General features: G+C 60.9%; 17 protein-coding genes and 1 tRNA gene. 11 read left to right on the top strand and 7 right to left on the bottom strand.

What is annotated here, in order from left to right; genetic code table 11:
• Nucleotides 1-9: 9 nt before the first annotated feature.
• Nucleotides 10-81: transfer RNA gene (locus ROI90_RS08110), tRNA-Glu, on the bottom strand.
• A 19-nt stretch (nt 82-100) separates the two neighbouring features.
• Between ROI90_RS08110 and ROI90_RS08105 the strand changes: the two genes are divergently transcribed.
• The 5 genes from ROI90_RS08105 (at nt 101) to ROI90_RS08085 (ending at nt 5321) form a co-directional block, all read left to right on the top strand.
• Nucleotides 101-361: a hypothetical protein gene (locus ROI90_RS08105; RefSeq protein WP_315997829.1), complete on the top strand. Its 261-nt coding sequence runs from the start codon at nt 101-103 to the stop codon at nt 359-361.
• Nucleotides 362-384: 23 nt separating this feature from the next.
• Nucleotides 385-1392, top strand: coding sequence for a type I glyceraldehyde-3-phosphate dehydrogenase (gene gap, locus ROI90_RS08100; RefSeq protein ID WP_315997828.1), 1008 nt, complete (start codon nt 385-387; stop codon nt 1390-1392).
• A gap of 160 nt (nt 1393-1552) precedes the next feature.
• Entirely contained in the window at nt 1553-2422 is an 870-nt protein-coding gene (locus tag ROI90_RS08095) for a diacylglycerol/lipid kinase family protein (protein ID WP_315997827.1), read from the top strand.
• Nucleotides 2423-2566: 144 nt separating this feature from the next.
• Nucleotides 2567-2911 carry a translation initiation factor gene (locus tag ROI90_RS08090; protein ID WP_315997826.1) on the top strand — a complete coding sequence of 115 codons (345 nt, stop codon included), beginning with the start codon at nt 2567-2569 and terminating at the stop codon, nt 2909-2911.
• A 277-nt stretch (nt 2912-3188) separates the two neighbouring features.
• The gene (locus tag ROI90_RS08085) at nt 3189-5321 is read left to right on the top strand and encodes a glycoside hydrolase family 97 protein (RefSeq protein WP_315997825.1); all 2133 of its coding nucleotides are present in this window, start codon (nt 3189-3191) and stop codon (nt 5319-5321) included.
• Nucleotides 5322-5538: 217 nt separating this feature from the next.
• Here the strand turns inward: ROI90_RS08085 and kdsB are convergent, their stop codons facing one another.
• The gene (kdsB, locus tag ROI90_RS08080) at nt 5539-6297 is read right to left on the bottom strand and encodes a 3-deoxy-manno-octulosonate cytidylyltransferase (protein WP_315997824.1); all 759 of its coding nucleotides are present in this window, start codon (nt 6295-6297) and stop codon (nt 5539-5541) included.
• A 246-nt stretch (nt 6298-6543) separates the two neighbouring features.
• Between kdsB and ROI90_RS08075 the strand changes: the two genes are divergently transcribed.
• From ROI90_RS08075 to ROI90_RS08055, 5 genes are all read left to right on the top strand, one after another.
• Complete coding sequence (locus tag ROI90_RS08075; protein ID WP_315997823.1) at nt 6544-7563, top strand: LysM peptidoglycan-binding domain-containing protein; 1020 nt, start codon at nt 6544-6546, stop codon at nt 7561-7563.
• Between the two features lie 106 nt (nt 7564-7669).
• Complete coding sequence (locus tag ROI90_RS08070) at nt 7670-8428, top strand: TIGR02757 family protein (RefSeq protein ID WP_315997822.1); 759 nt, start codon at nt 7670-7672, stop codon at nt 8426-8428.
• 149 nt (nt 8429-8577) lie between these two features.
• Nucleotides 8578-10995: an endonuclease MutS2 gene (locus tag ROI90_RS08065; RefSeq protein ID WP_315997821.1), complete on the top strand. Its 2418-nt coding sequence runs from the start codon at nt 8578-8580 to the stop codon at nt 10993-10995.
• Nucleotides 10996-11105: 110 nt separating this feature from the next.
• A complete protein-coding gene (gene rlmF / locus ROI90_RS08060) occupies nt 11106-12029 on the top strand; it encodes a 23S rRNA (adenine(1618)-N(6))-methyltransferase RlmF (RefSeq protein ID WP_315997820.1) in 924 nt (307 codons plus the stop codon).
• Nucleotides 12026-12403 (top strand): hypothetical protein, encoded by a 378-nt coding sequence (locus ROI90_RS08055; protein WP_315997819.1) that lies wholly within the window; start codon nt 12026-12028, stop codon nt 12401-12403. The genes rlmF and ROI90_RS08055 overlap by 4 nt, the downstream gene beginning before the upstream one ends.
• Nucleotides 12404-12504: 101 nt before the next feature.
• On the opposite strand, the gene ROI90_RS08050 is transcribed toward ROI90_RS08055, so the two are convergent.
• From ROI90_RS08050 to ROI90_RS08030, 5 genes are all read right to left on the bottom strand, one after another.
• On the bottom strand, nt 12505-14805 hold the full coding sequence (locus ROI90_RS08050) for a phospholipase D-like domain-containing protein (RefSeq protein WP_315997818.1): 2301 nt from the start codon (nt 14803-14805) through the stop codon (nt 12505-12507).
• 130 nt (nt 14806-14935) lie between these two features.
• The gene (locus ROI90_RS08045; protein WP_315997817.1) at nt 14936-15958 is read right to left on the bottom strand and encodes a hypothetical protein; all 1023 of its coding nucleotides are present in this window, start codon (nt 15956-15958) and stop codon (nt 14936-14938) included.
• Between the two features lie 195 nt (nt 15959-16153).
• Nucleotides 16154-17182, bottom strand: coding sequence for a UDP-N-acetylmuramate dehydrogenase (murB, locus tag ROI90_RS08040; protein ID WP_315997816.1), 1029 nt, complete (start codon nt 17180-17182; stop codon nt 16154-16156).
• 147 nt (nt 17183-17329) lie between these two features.
• On the bottom strand, nt 17330-18748 hold the full coding sequence (locus tag ROI90_RS08035; protein ID WP_315997815.1) for a sugar MFS transporter: 1419 nt from the start codon (nt 18746-18748) through the stop codon (nt 17330-17332).
• A gap of 131 nt (nt 18749-18879) precedes the next feature.
• The gene (locus ROI90_RS08030) at nt 18880-19407 is read right to left on the bottom strand and encodes a hypothetical protein (RefSeq protein WP_315997814.1); all 528 of its coding nucleotides are present in this window, start codon (nt 19405-19407) and stop codon (nt 18880-18882) included.
• 131 nt (nt 19408-19538) lie between these two features.
• On the opposite strand from ROI90_RS08030, the gene ROI90_RS08025 reads away from it, so the two are divergent.
• Nucleotides 19539-20729 carry a THUMP domain-containing class I SAM-dependent RNA methyltransferase gene (locus ROI90_RS08025; RefSeq protein ID WP_315997813.1) on the top strand — a complete coding sequence of 397 codons (1191 nt, stop codon included), beginning with the start codon at nt 19539-19541 and terminating at the stop codon, nt 20727-20729.
• Nucleotides 20730-20938 lie beyond the last annotated feature (209 nt).

Below are 20938 nucleotides of genomic sequence, written 5' to 3'. Positions count from 1 at the left end.
GGCTTCGAGTAGTCCGTAGGGGAATCGAACCCCTGTTGGTAGAATGAAAATCTACTGTCCTAACCCCTAGACGAACGGACCAAATACCCAAAGCCGGAGCGTGTTCCGTTTTGGTGATGCAAAGATAGACAGCCGAACATTCGGCGCAATACCTGGTTTTGAAAAAGAATCCTCGTTTCGGGTAAATAAGCTGATTTTCAGGCAAAAATTTTTTGCCTTTCCGAAAGCCGGCAGCAGGGAAGGGGCGAAAGGACCTGCCAAAAACCCCGGCTACGGCAGGGAGTTGTGGTTTGATTTGGCGAAGTACCCCCAGCCCGTTACCTTCGCTCCGCGTTTTCACCCGGCCCTCCCGGACCGATAAACCTCCCATTTCCCCAATCCACTATGGCTAAAATCAAAGTTGCCATCAACGGCTTCGGCCGCATCGGCCGGCTCACGTTCAAGGCGCTACTCCAGCGCGAGAACGTAGAAGTCGTGGCTATCAACGACCTGACGGATAACAAAACGCTGGCGCACCTGCTGAAGTACGACTCCGTACACGGCCGCTTCGACGGCACCGTAGCCTACGACGAGGAAAGCCTGACCGTAAACGGCAAGCGCATTGCTGCCTTGGCTGAGCGTGACCCCAAACTGCTGCCCTGGGGCGACATGGGCGTTGACGTAGTGCTGGAATCGACCGGCCGCTTCGTAGACGAGGCTGGCGCTGGTCAGCACCTCACCGCGGGTGCTAAAAAGGTTGTTATTTCGGCTCCCGCTACCGGCAACATTCCCACGGTAGTACTGGGCGTGAACGAAGACATTCTGACTGGCTCAGAAACCATTCTCTCCAACGCTTCGTGCACCACCAACTGCCTGGCCCCCATGGCCAAGGTGCTGGATGATGCTTTCGGTATCGAGAAAGGCTACATCACCACGGTGCACGCCTACACTTCCGACCAGAACCTGCAGGACGCGCCTCACAAAGACCTGCGCCGCGCCCGCGCCGCTGCTTACAGCATCATCCCCACTAGCACGGGTGCTGCCAAGGCTGTTGGCCTGGTGCTGCCCCAGCTGAAGGGCAAACTGGACGGTATTGCCATGCGCGTGCCCATTCCAGATGGCTCGACCACGGACCTGACCGTAATTCTGAAGCGGGAAGTAACCAAGGAGGAAATCAACGCCGCCGTGAAGGCTGCCGCTGAGGGCCCGCTGAAAGGCATCCTGGAGTACACCACCGACCCCATCGTGAGCATCGACATCGTGGGTAACCCCCACTCGTGCATTTTCGACTCGGAGCTGACTTCGGCCAACGGTACGCTGGTGAAAGTGGTAGGCTGGTACGACAACGAAACCGGCTACAGCACCCGCACCGCCGACCTCATCCAGAAACTGGGCGAGAAAATGAACGGCTAAGTCTTCAGACTTTTGCGTAAAGTAAAAAGCCGCCTGTTCGGGAAACCGGGCAGGCGGCTTGTATTTTGCGGCCTGAGGGAAGCGCCTTGGCTTTCCAGATGCTTAGGAACACGTTTGAGTGCTTAACTCACCATTTCACCACATCACCATTTCCCCGCCCGTGCGCATCTGCTTTATCCTGAACCCCACTTCCGGCACCAACCGCACCCAGGATGTGCCCGCGCTGCTCACGCGCTACGCCACGGCCGCCGGGGCCGACTTCGAGATTCAGCTAACCCAGCGCGCCGGCCACGCTACTGAGCTAGCCCGTGAGGCGGCGGTAGTGGGTTGCCGGGTAGTGGTGGCCGTGGGCGGTGATGGTACCGTGAACGAAGTGGCCCGGGGTCTGCTGGGCACTGAGGCGGCGCTGGGTATTGTGCCGCGGGGCTCTGGCAACGGCCTGGCCCGCCACCTGCGCCTGCCGCTGGATTTGCCGGGAGCTGTGCGCCGCGTGTGTCAGCCCACGTTTCAGCGCATGGATGCGGGCCGGATTAACGGGCACTGGTTTTTCTGCACGGCGGGGTTGGGGTTTGATGCCCACGTGAGCAAGCTGTTTGCCCAGGCCGGCACCCGCGGGCTGAGCACCTACGTGAAGGTAGCATTGCGCGAGTACCGCCGCTACCGCCCCACGCCCGTGCAGATGGAGCTGGAAAACCAGGTGCTCGTGGATACACACTGCTACGTGCTGGCCTTCGCCAACGCCGCCCAGTACGGCAACAACGCCTACATAGCCCCTCAGGCCAACATTCAGGATGGGTTGCTGGATGTGTGCCTGATTGATGCGCTGCCCATGCTGCGGGCCGTGCGGGTAGGGGTGGGGCTGGCCCTGGGCACCCTGGCTACTTCCAGCAGCGCCGCTTACCACACCAGCCGCCGCATCCGGGTGCACGCCGCTCAACCCCTGGGCTTCCACGTGGATGGCGACTACGTAACCGACGCCACCGACTTCGAAGTGGAACTGACGCCCCTGGCCTTGGAGGTAGCCGTTTGATAAAGGTGAAGTTGTGAAGGGTGAAATTGTGAGTGGAATGGCGGACCTGTCGCTCTCAATGGTGCTACAGGACCAGTTTGCCCTTGACAATTGTACTCTATCCAACTTCACCCTTCACAATTTCACCCTTCACAACTTCACCATATGAAAGCCGATAAAAACCGCCGGGAAGGTGTGGTGTACTCCACCAACCCCGATTTTGAGTACCAGGATACCCACGAGCCCGCCGCCGTTACGCTGCCCCCGCAGCAGCAGAACCTGCGCGTGCAGCTGGATAAAAAGTCGCGCGGCGGCAAGCAGGTGACGCTGGTGACGGGCTTCGTGGGCCAGGATGCTGATCTGCAGACGCTGGGCAAGCTGCTCAAAACCAAGTGCGCCGTGGGCGGTAACGCCAAAGACGGTGAAATCATCATCCAGGGCGACTTCCGCGACAAAGTGCTGGCCGTGCTTCTGGAGAAAGGCTACAAAGCCAAGAAAGCCGGCGGGTAGCCGGGCAGGATGCGCCGGTCCGGCGGGCGGAGCCCGTCGGGCCGGTTGTCGTTAGCTGACGCCTGAACATTAGCATACCAACGACGACGCCACAACCTCAGCACGCGGCAACCGGCCCGACGGCTTCCAGCCGCCGGACCGGCGCGCTGTCATTAAAATCAATACCGTGGGGGAATTGGGTAACGGCAGCGTAGCGGATTCAGTGGGAGAGTGGCAACTTGCGACGCATAACTCTTTCCCGGCCGCTGGGGCCGCTACGCACTTCTATTTCATCCGCATGAACCCACTCCGTAATTCTGTTTCCCGCCGCCGCCTGGGCTTGCTGGGGCTGCTGTGCCTGCTCTGGGGCACGCTCCGGGCCGAGGAAGTTAAGTCGCCCAACGGGCAGCTGACGCTCAACGTCACGCTGGCCGAGGGTGGCGTGCCCACCTATTCGCTCACCTACAAGGGCCGGCCGGTTATCAAACCCAGCAAGCTGGGCCTGGAGCTGAAGAACACCACCAGCCTGCAAACCGGCTTCACCCAGACCGACAAGCAAACCCGTTCCTTTGACGAAACGTGGACGCCGGTGTGGGGCGAGTCGAAAACCATTCGCAACCACTACAACGAGCTGGCCGTGACGCTCACGCAGGCCGCCACCCAGCGCACCATGCGCGTGCGGTTCCGGGTGTTCGATGACGGGCTGGGCTTCCGCTACGAGTTCCCGCGCCAGCCCAAGCTGGATTACTTCACCATCAAGGAAGAACGCACGCAGTTTGCTTTGGCCGGCGACCATAAGGCCTTCTGGCTACCCGGCGACTACGACACCCAGGAGTACAGCACCGTTACGTCCAAACTCTCGGAAGTGCGCGGGCTGATGAAGTCGGCCGTAACCGGCAACGCTTCCCAGACCACGTTTTCGCCTACCGGCGTGCAGACGCCGCTCATGCTCAAAAGCCAGGACGGCCTATACATCAACATCCACGAGGCCGCCCTCATCGATTACAGCTGCATGCACCTGGAGCTGGATGATAAGAGCATGGTGCTGGAAAGCCACCTGACGCCCGACGCCGTGGGCGACAAAGGCCTGATTCAAACCCCGGCCAACTCGCCCTGGCGCACCGTCATCGTGAGCGACAAAGCCGGGGATATTCTACTCTCCAAGCTGGTGCTCAACCTCAACGAACCCACCAAATTCCAGGACGTGAGCTGGATTAAGCCGGTGAAGTACGTGGGCGTGTGGTGGGAGATGATTACGGGCAAAAGCTCGTGGTCGTACACCAACCAGGACAACATCAAGCTCGATTCCATCGACTACAAAACCGTGAAGCCTAACGGCACCCACGGCGCCAACACGGCCCACGTGAAGGAGTACATCGACTTCGCCGCCAAACATGGGTTTGATGCCGTGCTGGTGGAAGGCTGGAACACGGGCTGGGAAGACTGGTTCGGCAAGCACAAGGACTACGTGTTCGACTTCGTGACCCCGTATCCGGACTTTGATGTGGTGGAACTGAACCGCTACGCCGCCTCCAAAGGCGTTAAGATCATCATGCACCACGAAACCTCGGGCTCAGTGCGCAACTACGAGCGGCACCTGGACTCGGCGTTTCAGTTCATGAACAAGTACGGCTACAACGCCGTGAAAACCGGCTACGTGGGCGACATCGTGCCCCTGGGCCACCACCACTACGACCAGTGGGTGAACAACCACTACCAGTTTGTGCTGGAAAAGGCCGCCGAGTACAAAATCATGGTGAACGGCCACGAGGCCGTGCGCCCCACCGGCCTGGCCCGCACTTTCCCCAACCTCATCGGCAATGAGGCCGCCCGCGGCACCGAGTACGAGTCGTTCGGGGGCAACAACGCCGACCACACCACCATTCTGCCCTTCACCCGCCTCATTGGCGGCCCGATGGACTACACGCCCGGCATCTTCCAGACCAAGGTAAGCGCCTATAATCCGCAGAACAACTCCTTCGTGCACAGCACCCTGGCCCGGCAGCTGGCCCTGTACGTGACCATGTACAGCCCCCTGCAAATGGCCGCCGACCTGCCCGAAACCTACAACAAGCACCTCGACGCCTTCCAGTTCATCAAGGACGTGGCCGTAGATTGGGACGACACCAAAGTGCTGGAAGCCGAGCCCGGCGACTACATCACCTTCGCCCGCAAAGCCAAAGGCAAGAGCAGCTGGTTCATCGGCAGCACCTGCGACGAAAACGGCCGCACCTCCAAAATCGACCTGAGTTTCCTGGAGCCCGGCAAAAAGTACACGGCCACTATCTACGCCGACGCCAAAAACGCTCACTACGAGAAAAATCCCCAGGCTTACGCCATCCGCAAGCAAACGGTAACCAGCAAAACCAAGCTGACCCAGCTCTGCGCCCCCGGCGGCGGCTACGCCATCAGCCTAATGGAGACGAAGTAGAAAGGCAACGCCCGTCATTGCGAGCATGTGGCGCATCAAGCCAGTGTCGAAGCAATCCTTCCTTTTCAGGGTGCGAATCCTTGACCTACAAAAAAGCCCCTGACGCCAGTACGGCCGTCAGGGGCTTTTCGCATTCCAGGGCTTTGCGCTTCGTGAAGGAAGGATTGCTTCGACACTGGCTTGATGCGCCACATGCTCGCAATGACAGGTTGGGCTTTTACTTTTTTCCTTCTACTTCACGCAAGTGCCGCAACGCCCGCTCCACATCCTCCGGCGTATCGATGCCGATGGTTTCCAGCTCGGTTTCGGCGGTTCGGATGCGGTAGCCGGCTTCCAGCCACCGCAGCTGCTCCAGGCTTTCGGCCAGCTCCAGCGGCGAGGGGGGGAGCTGGGTAATAGCGTGGAGCACGTCGGGGCGGTAGGCGTAGAGGCCAATGTGGCGCAGGTAGCGGTGGTGTTGCAGCCACTCAGCCTGCGGGTGCTGGCGCTGGTAGGGCAGGGGGTGGCGGCTGAAATACAGTGCCTCGGCCCGGGCGTTGAGCACCACCTTGGGCAGATGGGGGCTGAACAGCTCCTCCTCGCTCACCACCGGCTTCACCAGCGTAGCCAGCTGGGGCGGCTCGGGCGTGGCAAACAGCTGTACCAGCGCGTCAATCTGGGCGGGGTGGATGAAGGGTTCGTCGCCCTGAATGTTGATGATGCAGTCGGCCTGCACCTGCAGCTGCTCGTAGGCGTCGCGCACCCGGTCGGTGCCGCTGGGGTGGTCGGGGCTGGTCAGCACGGCCTCGCCCCCGAAGCCGAGTACGTGGTCCAGAATGCGCTGGTCGTCGGTGGCCACTACCACCCGGCTCAGGCTGGACTGCCGGGCCTGGCGCACCACCCGCTCAATCATCGACTGGCTGCCCAGGTCCACAAGAGGTTTGCCGGGCAGGCGGGTGGAGGCAAAACGGGCAGGAATGATACCGATGGCAAGCATGGCAGGCAGGAAATGGAGTGAGGGATGCGGCGCAAAAAACGGGAAAAACCCGCAGACCAACCGGCATTAGGACAGGCCCGAATGCCCGGCCGCTGGATTTCTCCCCGAAAATTACTGGGTAACTACTGCTACTGTCATAGAAAGGCGGTGGCTTCGGCCCGAATCCGTAACTTTCGGCCACTTGTATGCAAGCGGGGCATGTGGTACCGATAGTGTTCCGCGCCCGCTTTGCGTCTGCCGATTAGTATGTTCCGATTTCCGTTGCTGACTGCCGCGTTTGTTCTCACTGGTATTTCTGCCTGGGCGGCCCCCGGCCCCATTACCCCGCCCGACTCCATCGGCGTGGAGTACCGGGGTAACAAGCTGCTCATCAAACACCGCGTAACCCCCGGCGAAACGCTCTACGGCGTGGCCCGGCGCTACAAAGTGCCCGTGGAGGACATCGTGGAAGCCAATTCCGGGCAGAAAGGCGCGCTGGTAACCGGACAGGTTATTCTGGTACCCCGCAACCGGGTGGTGCTCACCCAGCCGGCCGCGCCCAAAGCCACGGCCGCCGCGCCGGCCGCTACCCGCGCCCTGGCCACCGATGCCCGCGGCAACAAAGTGTACAAAGTAGAGCCCGGCGTGACTCTGTTCGCCATTGCCCGCCGCTTCCAGACCACGCCCGCCGAACTGGCCCGCCTCAACGGTTTTGCGGCCAACTACAACGTGCGCGTGGGCGAATCGGTGATTGTGGCCGGCGCAGCCGTAGCAGCTCCGGCAACGCGGCCCAGCACGCCGGTGGCCGCCACGCGCCCGGCCCCCACGGCCCGCCCCGAGCGGGATGAGGAAGCCGAGCGGGACGCCCGCGAAGCCCGGGAAAAGGAAGCGCGCGAACGGGCCGCCCGGGAGCGGGCCCGCGACTCGGCCAACTCTCCGGCCGTAACGCCCACCACGCCAACGCCCACCACGCCGGCCCCCGAGCGGGAGAAAGCCCCCACCCGCGCCAGCGAAATCGTGCGGCGCGTGTCGGAAAGCGGCCTGGCCACGGCCATCCAGACGGACGCTTCCGACAAGTACCTGGCCCTGCACAAAACCGCGCCGGTGGGCACCATCATGGAGGTGAAAAACATCATGAATGGGCAGTCGGTGTACGTGCGCGTAATTGGGCAGCTGCCCGATACAGGCGAAAACACCAACATCCTGGTGCGCCTCTCCAAGCGGGCCGTGCAGCGCCTCGCCACCCCCGACCAGCGCTTCCGCGTCGAAACCAACTACGTACCGTAACGGTGAAATAGTGAGGTGGTGAAATGGTGAGTTGGATGTTCAATTCGCACAAACTGCGCAACCAGAACGTCCAACTCACCATTTCACCACCTCACTATTTCACCTTATGAACCACGCCCAGGTTCGGGCTTTGCTCGACGAGAAGTACCGGCATTACGACCAGCCCGGCTTTATTACCCTGGACCCCATCAGCATTCCGCACCAGTTCACGCAGCGGGCCGATGTGGAAATCAGCGGGCTGTTTGCGGCCTTGCTGGCCTGGGGGCGGCGGCCCACCATCATCAACAAGTGCCGGGAGCTGCTCCAGCGCATGGATAACGCGCCCCACCAGTTCATCCTCCAACACCACGACGAGGACCTGAAGCGCCTGCTGGGCTTCTGCCACCGCACCTTCTGCGACACCGACCTGCTGTACTTCGTGCACTGGCTGCGCTGGTACTACACCCGCCACGATTCGCTGGAAGACGCTTTTTTGGTGGGTAGCACCCAGAAAGAGCGGCTGGAGAACTTCCACAACCTGTTCTTCAGCCTGGAAGATGCGCCCCAGCGCACCCGCAAGCACGTGGCTACCCCGGCCCGGGGCTCGGCCTGCAAGCGCGTGAACATGTACCTGCGCTGGATGGTGCGCCCCGACGCCCACGGCGTGGATTTCGGCCTCTGGACGCGCCTCTCGCCCGCCGACCTCATCTGCCCCTGCGACGTGCACGTGGAGCGCGTGGCCCGCCGCCTGGGCCTGCTGGAGCGCAAGCAAGTAGACTGGTTGGCCGCCGAAGACCTCACCGCCCACCTGCTCACCTTCGACCCCCAGGACCCCGTGAAGTACGATTTTGCCCTGTTCGGGCTGGGCGTGGAAGGGGAGATGTAGCGCGAAGCCTTTGCTTCGCGTATCGCTGCTAACGGTCGCCCAACTGCATATAGCTGCTACGCGAAGCAAAGGCTTCGCGCTACTGAATCTTTCCGGCCCCATCTACTGTTTATCTTCGCATCCCATTCCGATTTCCAAGACTCCCCGATTTGATTTTACCCCAGAATTTCGAGCAGAAAATTGGCTTCACGCAGCTGCGTGAGCTGCTGGACGGCCTGTGCCTGAGTGCGCTGGGCCGGCAGTTTGTGGCCAAGATGAGCTTCCTGACCAAGCACGACCAGCTGGAAAAGCTGCTCCTGCAAACCGATGAATTCCGGCAGCTGCTCAACAGCGGCGCCGAGTTTCCCGGCGCCCACTACCACGACGTAAACCAGCACCTGGTGCGGGCCAACCTGCCCGGTTCCTATCTGGAAGTGGCCGCGTTTTACGCCATCAAGATGAGCCTGCGTACCATCCGGGAGGCGCTCATGTTCTTTACCCGGGCCGAGGAAGAGCTGTATCCCACGCTGCGCCTCCTGGGTATTGGCGTGCAGGTAGACCGTAACCTGCTGGCCGCGCTGGACAAAGTGGTGGACGATGAAGGCTTGGTGCGCGACGATGCCTCGCCGCTGCTGCGCCAGATTCGGCAGGAGCTGATTGCCCGGCAGGTGCAGCTGCGCAAGCAGATTGCCGGCATCCTGCGCCACGCCCGCCAGGAAGGCTGGGTGCCCGAGGGCTCCGAGCCCACTATCCGGGGCGGGCGGCTGGTGCTGCCGGTTATTGCCGAGCACAAGCGTCGGGTAAAGGGCCTGATTCACGATGAGTCGGCCACGGGCCAGACGGTGTATATTGAGCCGGAAGCAGTTTTCGAGCTGAACAACGACATCAAGGACCTCGACAACGCCTACCACCGTGAGCTGGTGCGCATCCTCACCCAGCTCACGGCCCAGCTGCGCCCCCATATTCCGGATCTGCGTAAGGCATACCAGTACCTCGGATTGCTCGACTTCATCCGGGCCAAGGCCCAGCTGGCGCGCCGCCTCGAAGCCTCGCTGCCAGTGCTGAACCCGCGCCCGATGATGCGCTGGCAGCAGGTGCGCCACCCGCTGCTCTACCTTACCTTCCTCAGCCACGCCAAGGACGACCCCCGCGAAGTGGTGCCGCTGGATATTGAGCTGACGCCCGAGCAGCGCATTCTGCTGATTTCGGGACCCAACGCGGGCGGTAAATCGGTGAGTATGAAGACGGTGGGGCTGGTGCAGTACATGCTGCAGTGCGGCCTGCTGATTCCGGCCGGCGAAACTTCCGAGGCGGGCATGTTCGATGAGATTTTCCTCGACATCGGCGACGAGCAGAGCCTGGAAAACGACCTGAGTACCTACTCTTCGCACTTGCTGAGTATGAAGCAGTTCGTAACGCTGGCCGGCAAGCGCAGTCTGGTGCTGATTGACGAGTTTGGCACCGGCACCGAGCCTAGTCTGGGTGGGGCCATTGCCGAAGCCGTGCTGGAGCAGCTGAACCGGGCCCGGGCCTTCGGCGTCATCACCACCCACTACACCAACCTCAAGAACTACGCGGAGCGCACGCCCGGCATCGTGAACGGAGCCATGCGCTACGACCCCGACCAGCTGCAGCCGCTCTACCGGCTGGAAATTGGGAAGCCGGGCTCGTCGTTTGCCATCGAAATTGCCCGCAAAATCGGCTTGCCCAAGCAGTTGGTGGAGCGTGCCACTCAGCTCGTGGGCAAGGATAAAATCCGCTACGACCGGCTGCTGGAGGGCCTCGAAAAGGAGAAAACCGAGCTGGAGCAGCGCACCGCCGAAGCGGCCAAGGCCGAGCGGCGCATGAAGAAAGCCGCCCAGGAATACCAGGACCTCAAGAAGTATCTCGACGATACTACGCTGGAGGTGCTGCGTGACGCCAAAGCCAAGGCCAAGCTCATCCTCAAGGATACCAACCAGCAGATTGAGGCCACCATCCAGGAAATCCGCCTGGCTCAGGCCGAGAAGGAGCGCACCAAGGATGCCCGCGTGAAGCTGGATACCTTCGTGCGCGAAAAGCTGCAGATTGAGCCGCCCAAGCCCCGCGCCACCCGCGAAATGGCCGACCCCAACACCCTCAAGCCCGGCGACAAAGTAGCGCTGCTGGGCCAGGAGGGCCACGGCGAAATCATGAGCGTGAAGGGCAAAACGGCCGAGGTGAGTTTCGGGGGGCTGAAAACTATTGTGAAAGTCAGCCAGCTGGAAAAACTCACCCGCTCCGAAATTCGGGAGCGGGAGAAAACGGCCGCTCGCAAAGCCCCGGCCCAGCACGCCACCCTGGATATTACGGGCCGCATGGCCGGGTTCAACACTACTCTCGATTTGCGCGGGGAGCGGGCCGAAGATGCGCTTAATAAAATCATGGCTTACGTGGATGATGCCGTGATGCTAGGCGTGCCGGAAATCAAAATCCTGCACGGCCGCGGCAACGGCGTCCTGCGCCAGATTGCCCGCGACTACCTGCACCGTACTCGCGCCGTAGCCAGCGTAGCCGACGAGCACGCTGACCGGGGTGGCGACGGCGTCACCATTGCCGTGCTGAAATAAACAGTTTACTTACTTGTCATTCCGAGTGTGAGCGAGGAATCTGGAGTTGACCATCGGACGGCTATTCCAGATTTCTCGCTCACGCTCGGAATGACAGTTTTTACCAACGTATGCATCCTCGCAACCCCCATAACGCCCGCTACGATTTTCCCCAGTTGCTCAGCCACAGCCCCGAGCTGGCCGCCTTTCTGGTACCCAACCCCACCGGCGACCAGACCATCGACTTCAGCAACCCCGCTGCGGTGAAAGCCCTGAACCAGGCGCTGCTGCGGCAGTTTTATGGCGTGAGACACTGGGATATTCCGGCCGGCTACCTCTGCCCGCCCATCCCCGGCCGCGCCGATTACCTGCACTATGCTGCCGACCTGCTGGCTGAAACCAACGGCGGAGAGTTGCCCAAAGGCAAAGCGGTGCACGTGCTGGATGTGGGCGCGGGAGCCAACTGCATCTACCCCATTATCGGCTCCCAGGCCTATGGCTGGCGCTTTGCCGGCTCCGAAATTGATGCCGTGGCCCTGAAAGCGGCCCGCTCCATGGTGGCCGCCAACCCCGGGCTGGCCGGCCGCATCGACTTGCGTCTGCAAACCCACCAGGCCTTTATTTTCGAGGGTATCGTGAAAGCGCGGGAGGAGTTTGACCTAGTGGTGTGCAACCCGCCGTTTCACGCCTCGGCAGCGGCGGCGGCCGAGGGCAGCAAGCGTAAAAACCGCAACTTGGGCTACGCCAAAGCGCCGGAGCCGGTGCTCAACTTCGGGGGGCAGAATACCGAGCTGTGGTACGAAGGTGGGGAGGAGAACTTCCTCAAGCGTATGGTAGCCCAAAGCGTACCCCTGGGCTCGCAGGTGCTGTGGTTTACCACCTTGGTTTCCAAGAAAGAAACGCTGCCCAGCATCTACCACTTCCTAAAGCTGGCCGGCGCCGTGGAGCAGCAAACCCTCAGCATGGAGCAGGGCCAGAAAATCAGCCGCCTCGTGGCCTGGACCTTCCAGACGCCCGAGCAGCGCCAGGCTTGGGCCGCGCGGCGGTGGAAATGAAATACCATCGGCTTTTCATTGGGTATGATAAGCCCGGTTTTGAAACCTATGATGCTATAACCCAACTGCTGGGCGTAACGCCTGAGCCTTGGGAAAAGCACTGGTTTGGTCCTGATAAACCGGCTTCCTGGTCTTATCTGGTTGTCTCAGATGAGGAAGACCCTTATTTCGATTTCATCAATGTGTTTCTCGACCTGCTGGAACCAAAGCTCGACACGTTGTTGCAGTTGGGTGTCAAGAAGGAGAACATCAGCTTAGGCCTTGCTTATCTGTACACGCATCAGTGCGCTCTGGGATTCGATGCACAAGAGATGTTAAGGCTAGGTAATAGCGGCTTTGGCTTATCCATTGATTGTCACGAGGAACACAAGTAACCTTAGTAAAAGAGAAAGGCGGCTCCCGATATCGGGAGCCGCCTTTCTGCTGTATGAGAATTCTAACTTCTAGCTTCTCATATCTCACTTCTCAAAAAAAACTACTCCACCACTACGCGGCTAACCTGCGTGGCTTCGGCAGTTTCGATGTGTACCAAATACAGGCCGGCGCGGATGCCAGAGGCGTCTACGCTAACGTCTTGGCCGGTGAGGGGTTTGGTCTGGTCGAGCACTACACGGCCGGTGGCGTCGCGCAGGATAACGCGGGCCGTGCGGGCAGCACCCGACTGCACCCGCAGCTGGAACTTGCCGCTGGTGGGGTTGGGGTACACCTGCACGCTGCTCTGCTGCACCGTGAGGGCCTTGCTGCTCAGCACGAGGTTACACACCTGCACGCCGTTTTTCTGGTCGGCAATGCGCTGGGCGAATTCCTGGTAGTACTGGTTGGTCACGCGGGCATCGTGCACGATGAGCGTGTTTTCGTCATTTTCGGTGTTGGCCGAGAGGCTCCAGTTGTGCGAGCCCACGAATACCTGCGGGTCCGATTGGGCCGCGCCGGCGTCGATAATAGCGGTTTTGTGGTGCATCTGGCCCGAGACGTTATCCACCATGATGCGGTTGCCGAGCACGCCCTGAATGTTGTCGAAAATGCTCTGGGCGGCCGTGTTGGCGGTGATTTCGTCCAGCAGCACTTCCGAGCAGGTGGCTATGTTTTTAGCCTGAATCTGGTCCCGGATGGCACGGCCAATGTCGGTCTGGGTGATGAGCATGGTGGCAATGTGCAGGTCGTTGTCGGCGGTTTGCACGGCCTGAATCAGGCGGCCGTTTACGTTGTCCGTCGGCGAGAACCACGACTCCACCAGCTTGCCCCCAATGTTGAGGTAGTGGGGCGTGTTGTCGGTTTTGCGCGAGCCGAACAGGGCCGTGGCTTGGGTGCCGGAACCCCACATTTCGTTGAACTCAATGGCGTACACCTTGGCCAATGACTGGTCCTGGATGGCAATGGAGTTGTTCTGGTCGGTGCTGAGCTGGGCGGGCGTCCAGTTGGTGGAGCCGGTCCAGACCCAGGGCTGGTTGGGGTTGGTGCTGTTGGCGTCAATCACCACAAACTTGTTGTGCATGATGTTCTGCTGGGTCTGGCGGCCCAGGCTGGGGATGCCGGCGGCCAGGCCCGCAATGCTGGCGTTGGAGTTGTCGTTTTCGTAGAGTACCCGAATGGCTACGCCCCGGGCCTTGGCGGCGTTAACGGCCGTGAGAATAGACGGGCTGTTCCAGTTGTAGATGGCAATATCCAGCGTCTGCTGGGCGCGGCCGATGTAGCGGGCAATGGTGTCGGCTACGGCCCCGCCGGGCAGGTAAGTAGCGTTGTTGCCGGGGCTGGCCAGGGCCGTATTCACCGGGCGGGTGAAGTAGGTGCGCATCTTGCCCGTTGACTGGGAGGCCGTAATCATGGGTATCACCCGCGACTCGGAAAGGCCCGTGGCGTTGGTGCTGCTGGCCTTCACGTAGTAAATGGTGGCCGGCTGCAACCCAGTAATGGCGAGGCTGTGGCTGGTGCTGCTGGTGGCGTTGCTCACGGCCGTGAACGGGCCGGCAGCCGAGGTGGCGTACTCCAGCTTGGTGTCACCCGCGTTCTGGGTGGTGAAGTTTACCGTGAAGCCCGTGGTGCTGATGCCGGTAGGGTAAGGCGTGCTGGCCAGGTTGGGCGTGTTGCCCTGGCGAAAATCAGCGTAGAGGCGGGGCAGCAGCTGGTAGCCGGTGCCTGCGCCCGTAGGGGCCGTGTTGGTGAACTGGCTCATAATACCTACCACATCGAACGTGCCGGTTGGGGAGGGTTTGCCAATCAGGCCATCGGGGCCCGTGGAGGCCGCATTGACGTACAGCACGGTGGCCGCGTTGCCACTGATGCGGTACGTAGTGCTGGAAAACGCCGTAACGGCCGCGCCGGCCGTAGTAGTTACCGTGGTGGCATTAGCCAGTTTCACCAGCTGGCCTTCGTACTGCTCGGCATACGCGGCCGCGGCGTTGGCCGAGGGAAACGTTACCGGCGCGGGCAGCGGCCGGTTGCCCGCCAATACCGTCAGCGAAGCCACCGGATCCAGCTCCAGTAGGCCGCGGTAGTCCTTGAGTGTGCCGGTTACCTGAATAGAGTCGCCGGGGCGCACATTAGTCGTAAGCGTGGTGGAATACACGGCAATACCGGCCGTGCCATCCTGCATGTAGCGAATAACGCCCAGCTCGGGGCCGTTGGTAACCACCCCGCGCACCGTTACGGTAGCGCCGGAGGCATTGAAAGCCGGTGCCTGCGCCCGGGCCTGGGCAATGGTAATGGCGGTTTGGGCCTGGGCCGGCAACCATGCGGCCGCACCCAGCAGGGAAGCCAGCAAGAGTAATTTTTTCATCAAATGAGAGAAAGATTGGGGGGAAGGGGGGCAACTGAAAAACGGAGGTAAATATCCTGATTTTCAGTGGTAAGTTCTGCTTCCGGCAGGTGAAGAGTCGGTGATGCTCCGGCGTGGAGCCGTGGGTAACTTAGCGGCCCGCGGGCTTCTTTTTGTTATCGGTGAGCATGAGCACGGCGGGGGAGGAGGAGGTGCCGGCCGCGTTAGTGGATGATACCCGCACATAATAGCTGGTGCTGGGCTCAAGGTCGTTGATTTCGAGGGTGTGCTGACGGGTAGCGGCTTTGAGTTCCGCCACGCTGCCCAGTGCCGACGTTTTGCCGTACTCCACCTTAGTCGTGCCCGGGTTCAGGGTCTGAAAAACTACCGTGAAGCCGTTGCGGTAGATGTTGGTAGGCACAGGCTCTCCCTCAATAGCAGGCAGGCCCCCGGCCACCACAAAATCGGAGTAGAGGCGGGGCAGCAACTGGTAGCCGCCGGTGCCGTTCTGGGTAAACTGGCTGACGATGCCCAGCAAATCAAAGGAGCTGGAGGGGGGCGTTTTATCCAGCAGGCCTTTCTCCCCGGTGGAGGCCACGTGAATACGGATAGGCGTGGCGCGCTGCCCGTTAAGCAGGTAGTTGGTATTGCCCTTGAGTGCGTCAAGGGGCGTGCCGCTGGCCGTGGTAATGCCGCTGAGACCCTTCACCCGCACCAGTCGCCCTTCGTAGGTATCATTGAACACGGAGCTAAGGTCGGCGGCCGCTACTTCCACGGCTTGCACGGGCCGGCCGGCGGCCAGTTTCGTTACGCTGGCTACAGGGTCCATTTCCAGCAGCCCATTGTAGTTCTTGAGCGTACCGGTAATCTGCACACTGTCGCCGGGCACCAGGGAGTGCAGGTCGGTATTCGTGGTCGAAAATACAGCCAGGCCGGCCACCTTGTCCTGCACAAAGCGCAACTGGCCCAACTCGGCTCCATTGCTGACGGTGCCCCGAATGGTAACCGTAGCACCGGGGCCCGCTGCCCGGGCCGCCGTGATGGTGGGAGGCGCCGGAGCCGGAGCAGCGGAGGCCACAGCCGTTGGCGCTGTCTTGGGTCGGACCGCCTTACGCTGGGCCTGGGCAGTTAGGGCCGTAGAAAGTAAAAGTGCAGAAAGCAGAACGTGCTTCATGTAAAAGAGGGTGGTTGTGTGTGGGGGCTGAAAGAAAGCAAATCAGGTCGGGAAGCAGAACGGTAGAGCCGCCAACGAGGGCTAAAAATACGGGAATCGGCTGCGAGTTGGATGTGCTTTTTTTCCAGGGATGGGAAAAAATCCGTAAACAGGAAGGCCCGACTACCGTGGCGGTAACCGGGCCCGACAAACTGCTTACAGAATGTTGACTTCGGGATGCAGCTCAATGCCGAATTTCTCGCGCACGGAGGCAATAATATCGTAGGCCAGCTCCCGAATGTCCTGACCCTGGGCCCCGCCGTGGTTGACCAGCACCAGGGCCTGTTTATCGTGCACGCCGTGGGCCCCACGCCGCTGCCCTTTCCAGCCGCACTGCTCAATGAGCCAGCCAGCGGGTACCTTTACGCCGCCGGGCACCGGGTAACCCGGGATGCCCGGGTGCTGGGCCTGCAGCTCGTCAAATTTGGCCTGTGATACCTCGGGGTTTTTAAAGAAGGAGCCGGCATTGCCAATCTGGGTCGGGTCGGGGAGCTTGCTGCGGCGAATGTGCATCACGGCCTCGCTCACCTGCCGCGGGGTAGGTTCCCCGCCAATGCCCATATCCTCCAAGGTAGTCTGGATGGCGCCGTAGCTGACGTTGGGCTGGGCCCGGCGGTGCAGGCGCAGCACCAGGCCGGTTACTACGTACTGGTTTTTGAGCGGGCCTTTGAACACACTCTCGCGGTAGCCGAAGCCGCACTCCGTGGCCGTGAAGGTGCGCACGTGGCCGGTGGCCAGCTCCAGGGCCTCCAGGTGGTCGAAGGTATCCTTCAGCTCGGCTCCGTAGGCCCCGATGTTCTGGAGCGGCGCGGCCCCCACCGTGCCCGGAATCAGGGAGAGGTTTTCGATGCCGTTCAGCTCGTTGTCGAGGGTGAACTGTACCATCCCGTGCCACGACTCGCCGGCCCCGGCCCGCACCAGCGCTGAGTCGTCGTCCTGGCTTACTACCTCCAGCCCCCGGATTTCGTTTTTGAGCACTACGCCGTCGAAATCCTGGGTGAAGAGCAGGTTAGAGCCCCCGCCCAGAATCAGCTTCTCGGCCTGCTGCACCTCGGGCAGGGCCAGCAGGCCCCGCAGCTCATCAGTGGAAGCAAAGCGAGCAAACAGCCGGGCCTTTACATCGAGCCCGAAGGTGTTGAAGGGACGCAGGGAAACGGAGTGTTCAAGTTGGGGAGCCGAGGCCATAACGCAGGAAAACGGATGATGCAGGCGCAAAGGTAGCCGTTTGCCGCCTCGTTGAGGAGGTGCCTGCCACTCTTGCGCATCGGCCCCAAAAGCAAGCGGCCGGCTTCCTGCGAAACCGGCCGCGCCGCCATTAAAAAACGGAAGTAGTTACCGCACGCGGTAGCCGCTGAGGGAATAGTAGAGCAGGTAGGCATAGCAAAGCAACGGGATGCTGAACGCCACGCGCAAGCCCCCGCCATGGGTGGCCAGCCAGCCCATCAGGGGCGGAATTATGGCTCCGCCCACAATGGCCATAACCAAGTAGGAAGAACCCTGCTTGGTAAAGCGGCCCAGACCCGTAATGGCCAGCGGAAAAATCACCGGCCACATAATGGAGTTCATCAGCCCACAGAGCACAATAAGCCACAGCGCCGTTTCGCCCTGGCTGAGGATGGAGGCGCCCACCAATACCACCCCGGCCGCACAGACTGCTACCAGTAAGGCACGGTTATGAAACCTGAGTAGCAGTGGAATACCCACCACCCGGCCCACCAAAGAGCCGAACCAGTAAGAGGATACCAACACCGCACCGACTGCCTTGGTGAAACCCGCCGTGGTGTCGATGGGAGCGGGGCTTTGCCCGAATAGGACGCCCACGTAGTTCGTAGCCACATTGAGGCCCCGCACCAGGTTCTGGGTAAAAGCAGAGAGCTGCTGAATCCCCTGTGCCTCACCGTAGCGAATCAAAAACGACCCCAGGCCTACTTCCACGCCCACATATACAAAAATGGCCGCTATACCCAGCACCAAGTGCGGAAACTGCAGAGCGCTTTGGCGGCGACTGACCACCAGTTGGCCTTCCTCACTCCATTCAGCTCCGCGTACATCGTCCTCGGCCGGAATGCCTTCGATTTCCGGGAGCTTTACAAAAAAGAAGAACACGCCGGCCAGAACAACCAGAAAGGCGGCCAGCCCCAGATAAGGAGCTTTAACCAGTTGAGACTCTTCGCTTAGCCGCTGAGCCAGTGGCAAGGAAGCGAGGCGGGCCTTCAGAGCCACCGAACCGCCGAACAACACCAGTCCGCCTACCAGCGGCGACAACGCCCCGCCGAAGTTGTTGGCTACGCCCACAATGCTCACCCGCGCCGCCGCGGAGCGGGCCGGCCCCAGCACGCTCACATACGGATTAGCCGCCACCTGTAGCAGTGTAACGCCCGCCCCCAACACGCCCAGGCCCAGCAGGAACATGGCAAAAGCCCGCGAGTTGGCCGCCGGAATAAACAGCAATGCCCCCACTGCCATAATGAGCAGCCCGACTACAATACCGCGCTGGTAGCCGAGCTTTTTCAGCAGATAGCCGGCGGGCAACGACATCAGAAAATATGCCCCGAAAAAAGCCGACTGCACGGCCGACGACTGCAGATCGGTAAGCTGGCACACGTCCTTGAGATAGGGCATGAGCACGTCATTGAAGTTGGTAACGGCCCCGAACAGGAAAAACAGGCTTGTCATGGCCACCATGGGTAGCGCGTAACTCCGGGAGGTAGCCTCAGTGGTTACGGGAGAAGAGGAAGTTGGAATGGCCATAACAGGCGGGGGTGAGAGAAACAAAAAGCCGGCCCGAGAGGCCGGCTTGACAATGCTACGGAGTTTTTCCGGGAAAATGGCACTACCCAAATTGCTTAAACAGCCACAAATTGAGTGTTTGGTAACACTTGTTAACCCGCTGCTACTGACTTTGGGCGCTCTACAAAATAAAACAGGTCCCGCTCTAGGTCATTGACCATTTTCTGCATGCCACGACGTGCTTTGTAGTATGGCAAACCAACAAAGAAGATTCCCTGGAGCAGGAAGGCAAACAGCATTATACTAATGGAGAGCAAACTTATCTCCCCGATTTGCGAGACTAAGCTTGTCAGGCCAAGAAGCACGAATGCTGAATAGAAGAGTGCCGGTGCGAATACAAATAGAGAAACACCGTTCAGTTCTCCCTGTACTCGCACTCCCGAGGGTTCCGTGGAAAGAGTTGCTCGAAACGAGGGTGCGAAAGTCAGGTTTTCAGCTGCCCGGGGCTTTATGCGGATGGTATCGGCCGTAACCACCCCGGCGTAAGGTGCAACTTCGGGGGAAAAGATGCGGCCAAGTCGCCCGAATGGGTTGGTGTGAGGCGGTGCAACGTGCGGCTGTAGACGTTGTACAAACTGGCTTTTATCAATAGGGAAATGCAGAACGAGAGGAGTAATCAAGCGAACCTTTCGAAATAGCTCCTGCATGTAAGAATACGCTATGGTTATCTGGTAAAGAGGGGCACGAATATAGCAGCCGGAGCCGCCGCACCGTACCTTTGCACGACTTTTCGCGCTTACCAGCCCAACTTATGCCCCAGCCCAGCCGCCGCTCCATGCCGTTTTACATGACTGCCACCACCCAGTTCGGGCTGGAAGAGGTGCTGGCCGAGGAGCTGCGCCAGCTCGGGGCTAAGATTGAGAAAGTGGGCCAGCGGGCCATTGAGTTCGTGGGCGACACCCAGCTGCTCTACGAAGCCTGCCTGTGGTGCCGCACCGCCATGCGCATCCTGCGGCCCTTCGCCGGCTTCTACGCCCGCGACGAAAAAGCACTCTACCGGGAAGTTGGCCGCATCGACTGGAGCCGCTACATCCGGCCCGACCAGACGTTTGCCATTACGGCCGTGGTCAACAAATCCACCTTCGACCACTCCCTGTTCGTGGCCCAGCTCACCAAGGATGCCATTGTGGACCAGTTCCGCAACCGCACAGGCTCGCGCCCCAGCGTAGACGTGAAGAACCCCGATATCCGGCTGCACCTGCACATGATTGAGAACGACGTGGTGCTCAGCCTCGATGCCTCCGGCGAATCCCTGCACAAGCGTGGCTACCGGCAGCAAACCAATGTGGCCCCGCTCAATGAGGCCCTGGCCGCCGGCCTGCTGCTGCTGGCTGGCTGGGACGGCAAAAAGACACTCATCGACCCCATGTGCGGTTCGGGCACGCTGCTTACCGAGGCCGCCCTCATTGCCCAGCGCATTGCCCCCGGCCTCTACCACCAGGGTAAATTCGGGTTCGAGAACTGGGCCGATTTCGACGCCGCCCTTTGGGAATCGGTGCAGCTGGATGCCCGTCAGGCCCGCATCGAGGAGCCCCAGGCCTACCTGGCTGGCTCCGACCTCTCGCGCGAGTTCATCGAGCTGGCCCGCGAAAACGTGGCTGCCGCCGACCTGGAGGACTACATCCGCTTCGGGGTGCGCGACGTGAAGGAGGCCAAGGCCCCGGCCCGTGAGGAGCCCGGCATCGTCATTATGAACCCGCCCTACGGGGAGCGAATCGGGGAGGAGGCCGAAATGGATGCCCTCTACAAAACCATCGGCGACACGCTCAAATCGGGCTTCCAGGGCTACGACGCCTACATCTTCACCGGCAACTTGGCGGCCGCCAAGCGCATCGGCCTGAAAGCCAGCCGCCGCATCCCACTCTACAACGGCCCCATTGATTGCCGCTTGCTGAAATACGAGCTGTACCAGGGCACCCGCAAAGTAAGCAAGCCGGAGTAGTCGGTAGCATAATAGGGGAATGGCGTGCCGGTCCGGCGGCTGCAAGCCGTCGGGCCGGTTGTCGTTCGGGCAGTTAGCACGATGACGTTCCAACGTCAGCTACCTTAAACCGGCCCGACGGCTTGCAGCCGCCGGACCGGCAGATCCGCCATGATGTTCTTATTATCTCAGCGGCCCCGTATCTTCCGCTCCCCAATTTCCCTGCTATT

The organism is Hymenobacter endophyticus, from assembly GCF_032464715.1.
Classification (GTDB): domain Bacteria; phylum Bacteroidota; class Bacteroidia; order Cytophagales; family Hymenobacteraceae; genus Hymenobacter; species Hymenobacter endophyticus.
This window is presented reverse-complemented; position numbering and strand designations above follow the sequence as displayed.

Coding starts and splice junctions, on each gene's coding strand:
- kdsB (WP_315997824.1), bottom strand. CDS start 6,297: ATGCTTGCCATCGGTATCATTCCTGCCCGTTTTGCCTCCACCCGCCTG.
- ROI90_RS08050 (WP_315997818.1), bottom strand. CDS start 14,805: ATGAAAAAATTACTCTTGCTGGCTTCCCTGCTGGGTGCGGCCGCATGG.
- ROI90_RS08085 (WP_315997825.1), top strand. CDS start 3,189: ATGAACCCACTCCGTAATTCTGTTTCCCGCCGCCGCCTGGGCTTGCTG.
- gap (WP_315997828.1), top strand. CDS start 385: ATGGCTAAAATCAAAGTTGCCATCAACGGCTTCGGCCGCATCGGCCGG.
- murB (WP_315997816.1), bottom strand. CDS start 17,182: ATGGCCTCGGCTCCCCAACTTGAACACTCCGTTTCCCTGCGTCCCTTC.
- ROI90_RS08090 (WP_315997826.1), top strand. CDS start 2,567: ATGAAAGCCGATAAAAACCGCCGGGAAGGTGTGGTGTACTCCACCAAC.
- ROI90_RS08045 (WP_315997817.1), bottom strand. CDS start 15,958: ATGAAGCACGTTCTGCTTTCTGCACTTTTACTTTCTACGGCCCTAACT.
- ROI90_RS08025 (WP_315997813.1), top strand. CDS start 19,539: ATGCCCCAGCCCAGCCGCCGCTCCATGCCGTTTTACATGACTGCCACC.
- rlmF (WP_315997820.1), top strand. CDS start 11,106: ATGCATCCTCGCAACCCCCATAACGCCCGCTACGATTTTCCCCAGTTG.
- ROI90_RS08075 (WP_315997823.1), top strand. CDS start 6,544: ATGTTCCGATTTCCGTTGCTGACTGCCGCGTTTGTTCTCACTGGTATT.
- ROI90_RS08070 (WP_315997822.1), top strand. CDS start 7,670: ATGAACCACGCCCAGGTTCGGGCTTTGCTCGACGAGAAGTACCGGCAT.
- ROI90_RS08055 (WP_315997819.1), top strand. CDS start 12,026: ATGAAATACCATCGGCTTTTCATTGGGTATGATAAGCCCGGTTTTGAA.
- ROI90_RS08035 (WP_315997815.1), bottom strand. CDS start 18,748: ATGGCCATTCCAACTTCCTCTTCTCCCGTAACCACTGAGGCTACCTCC.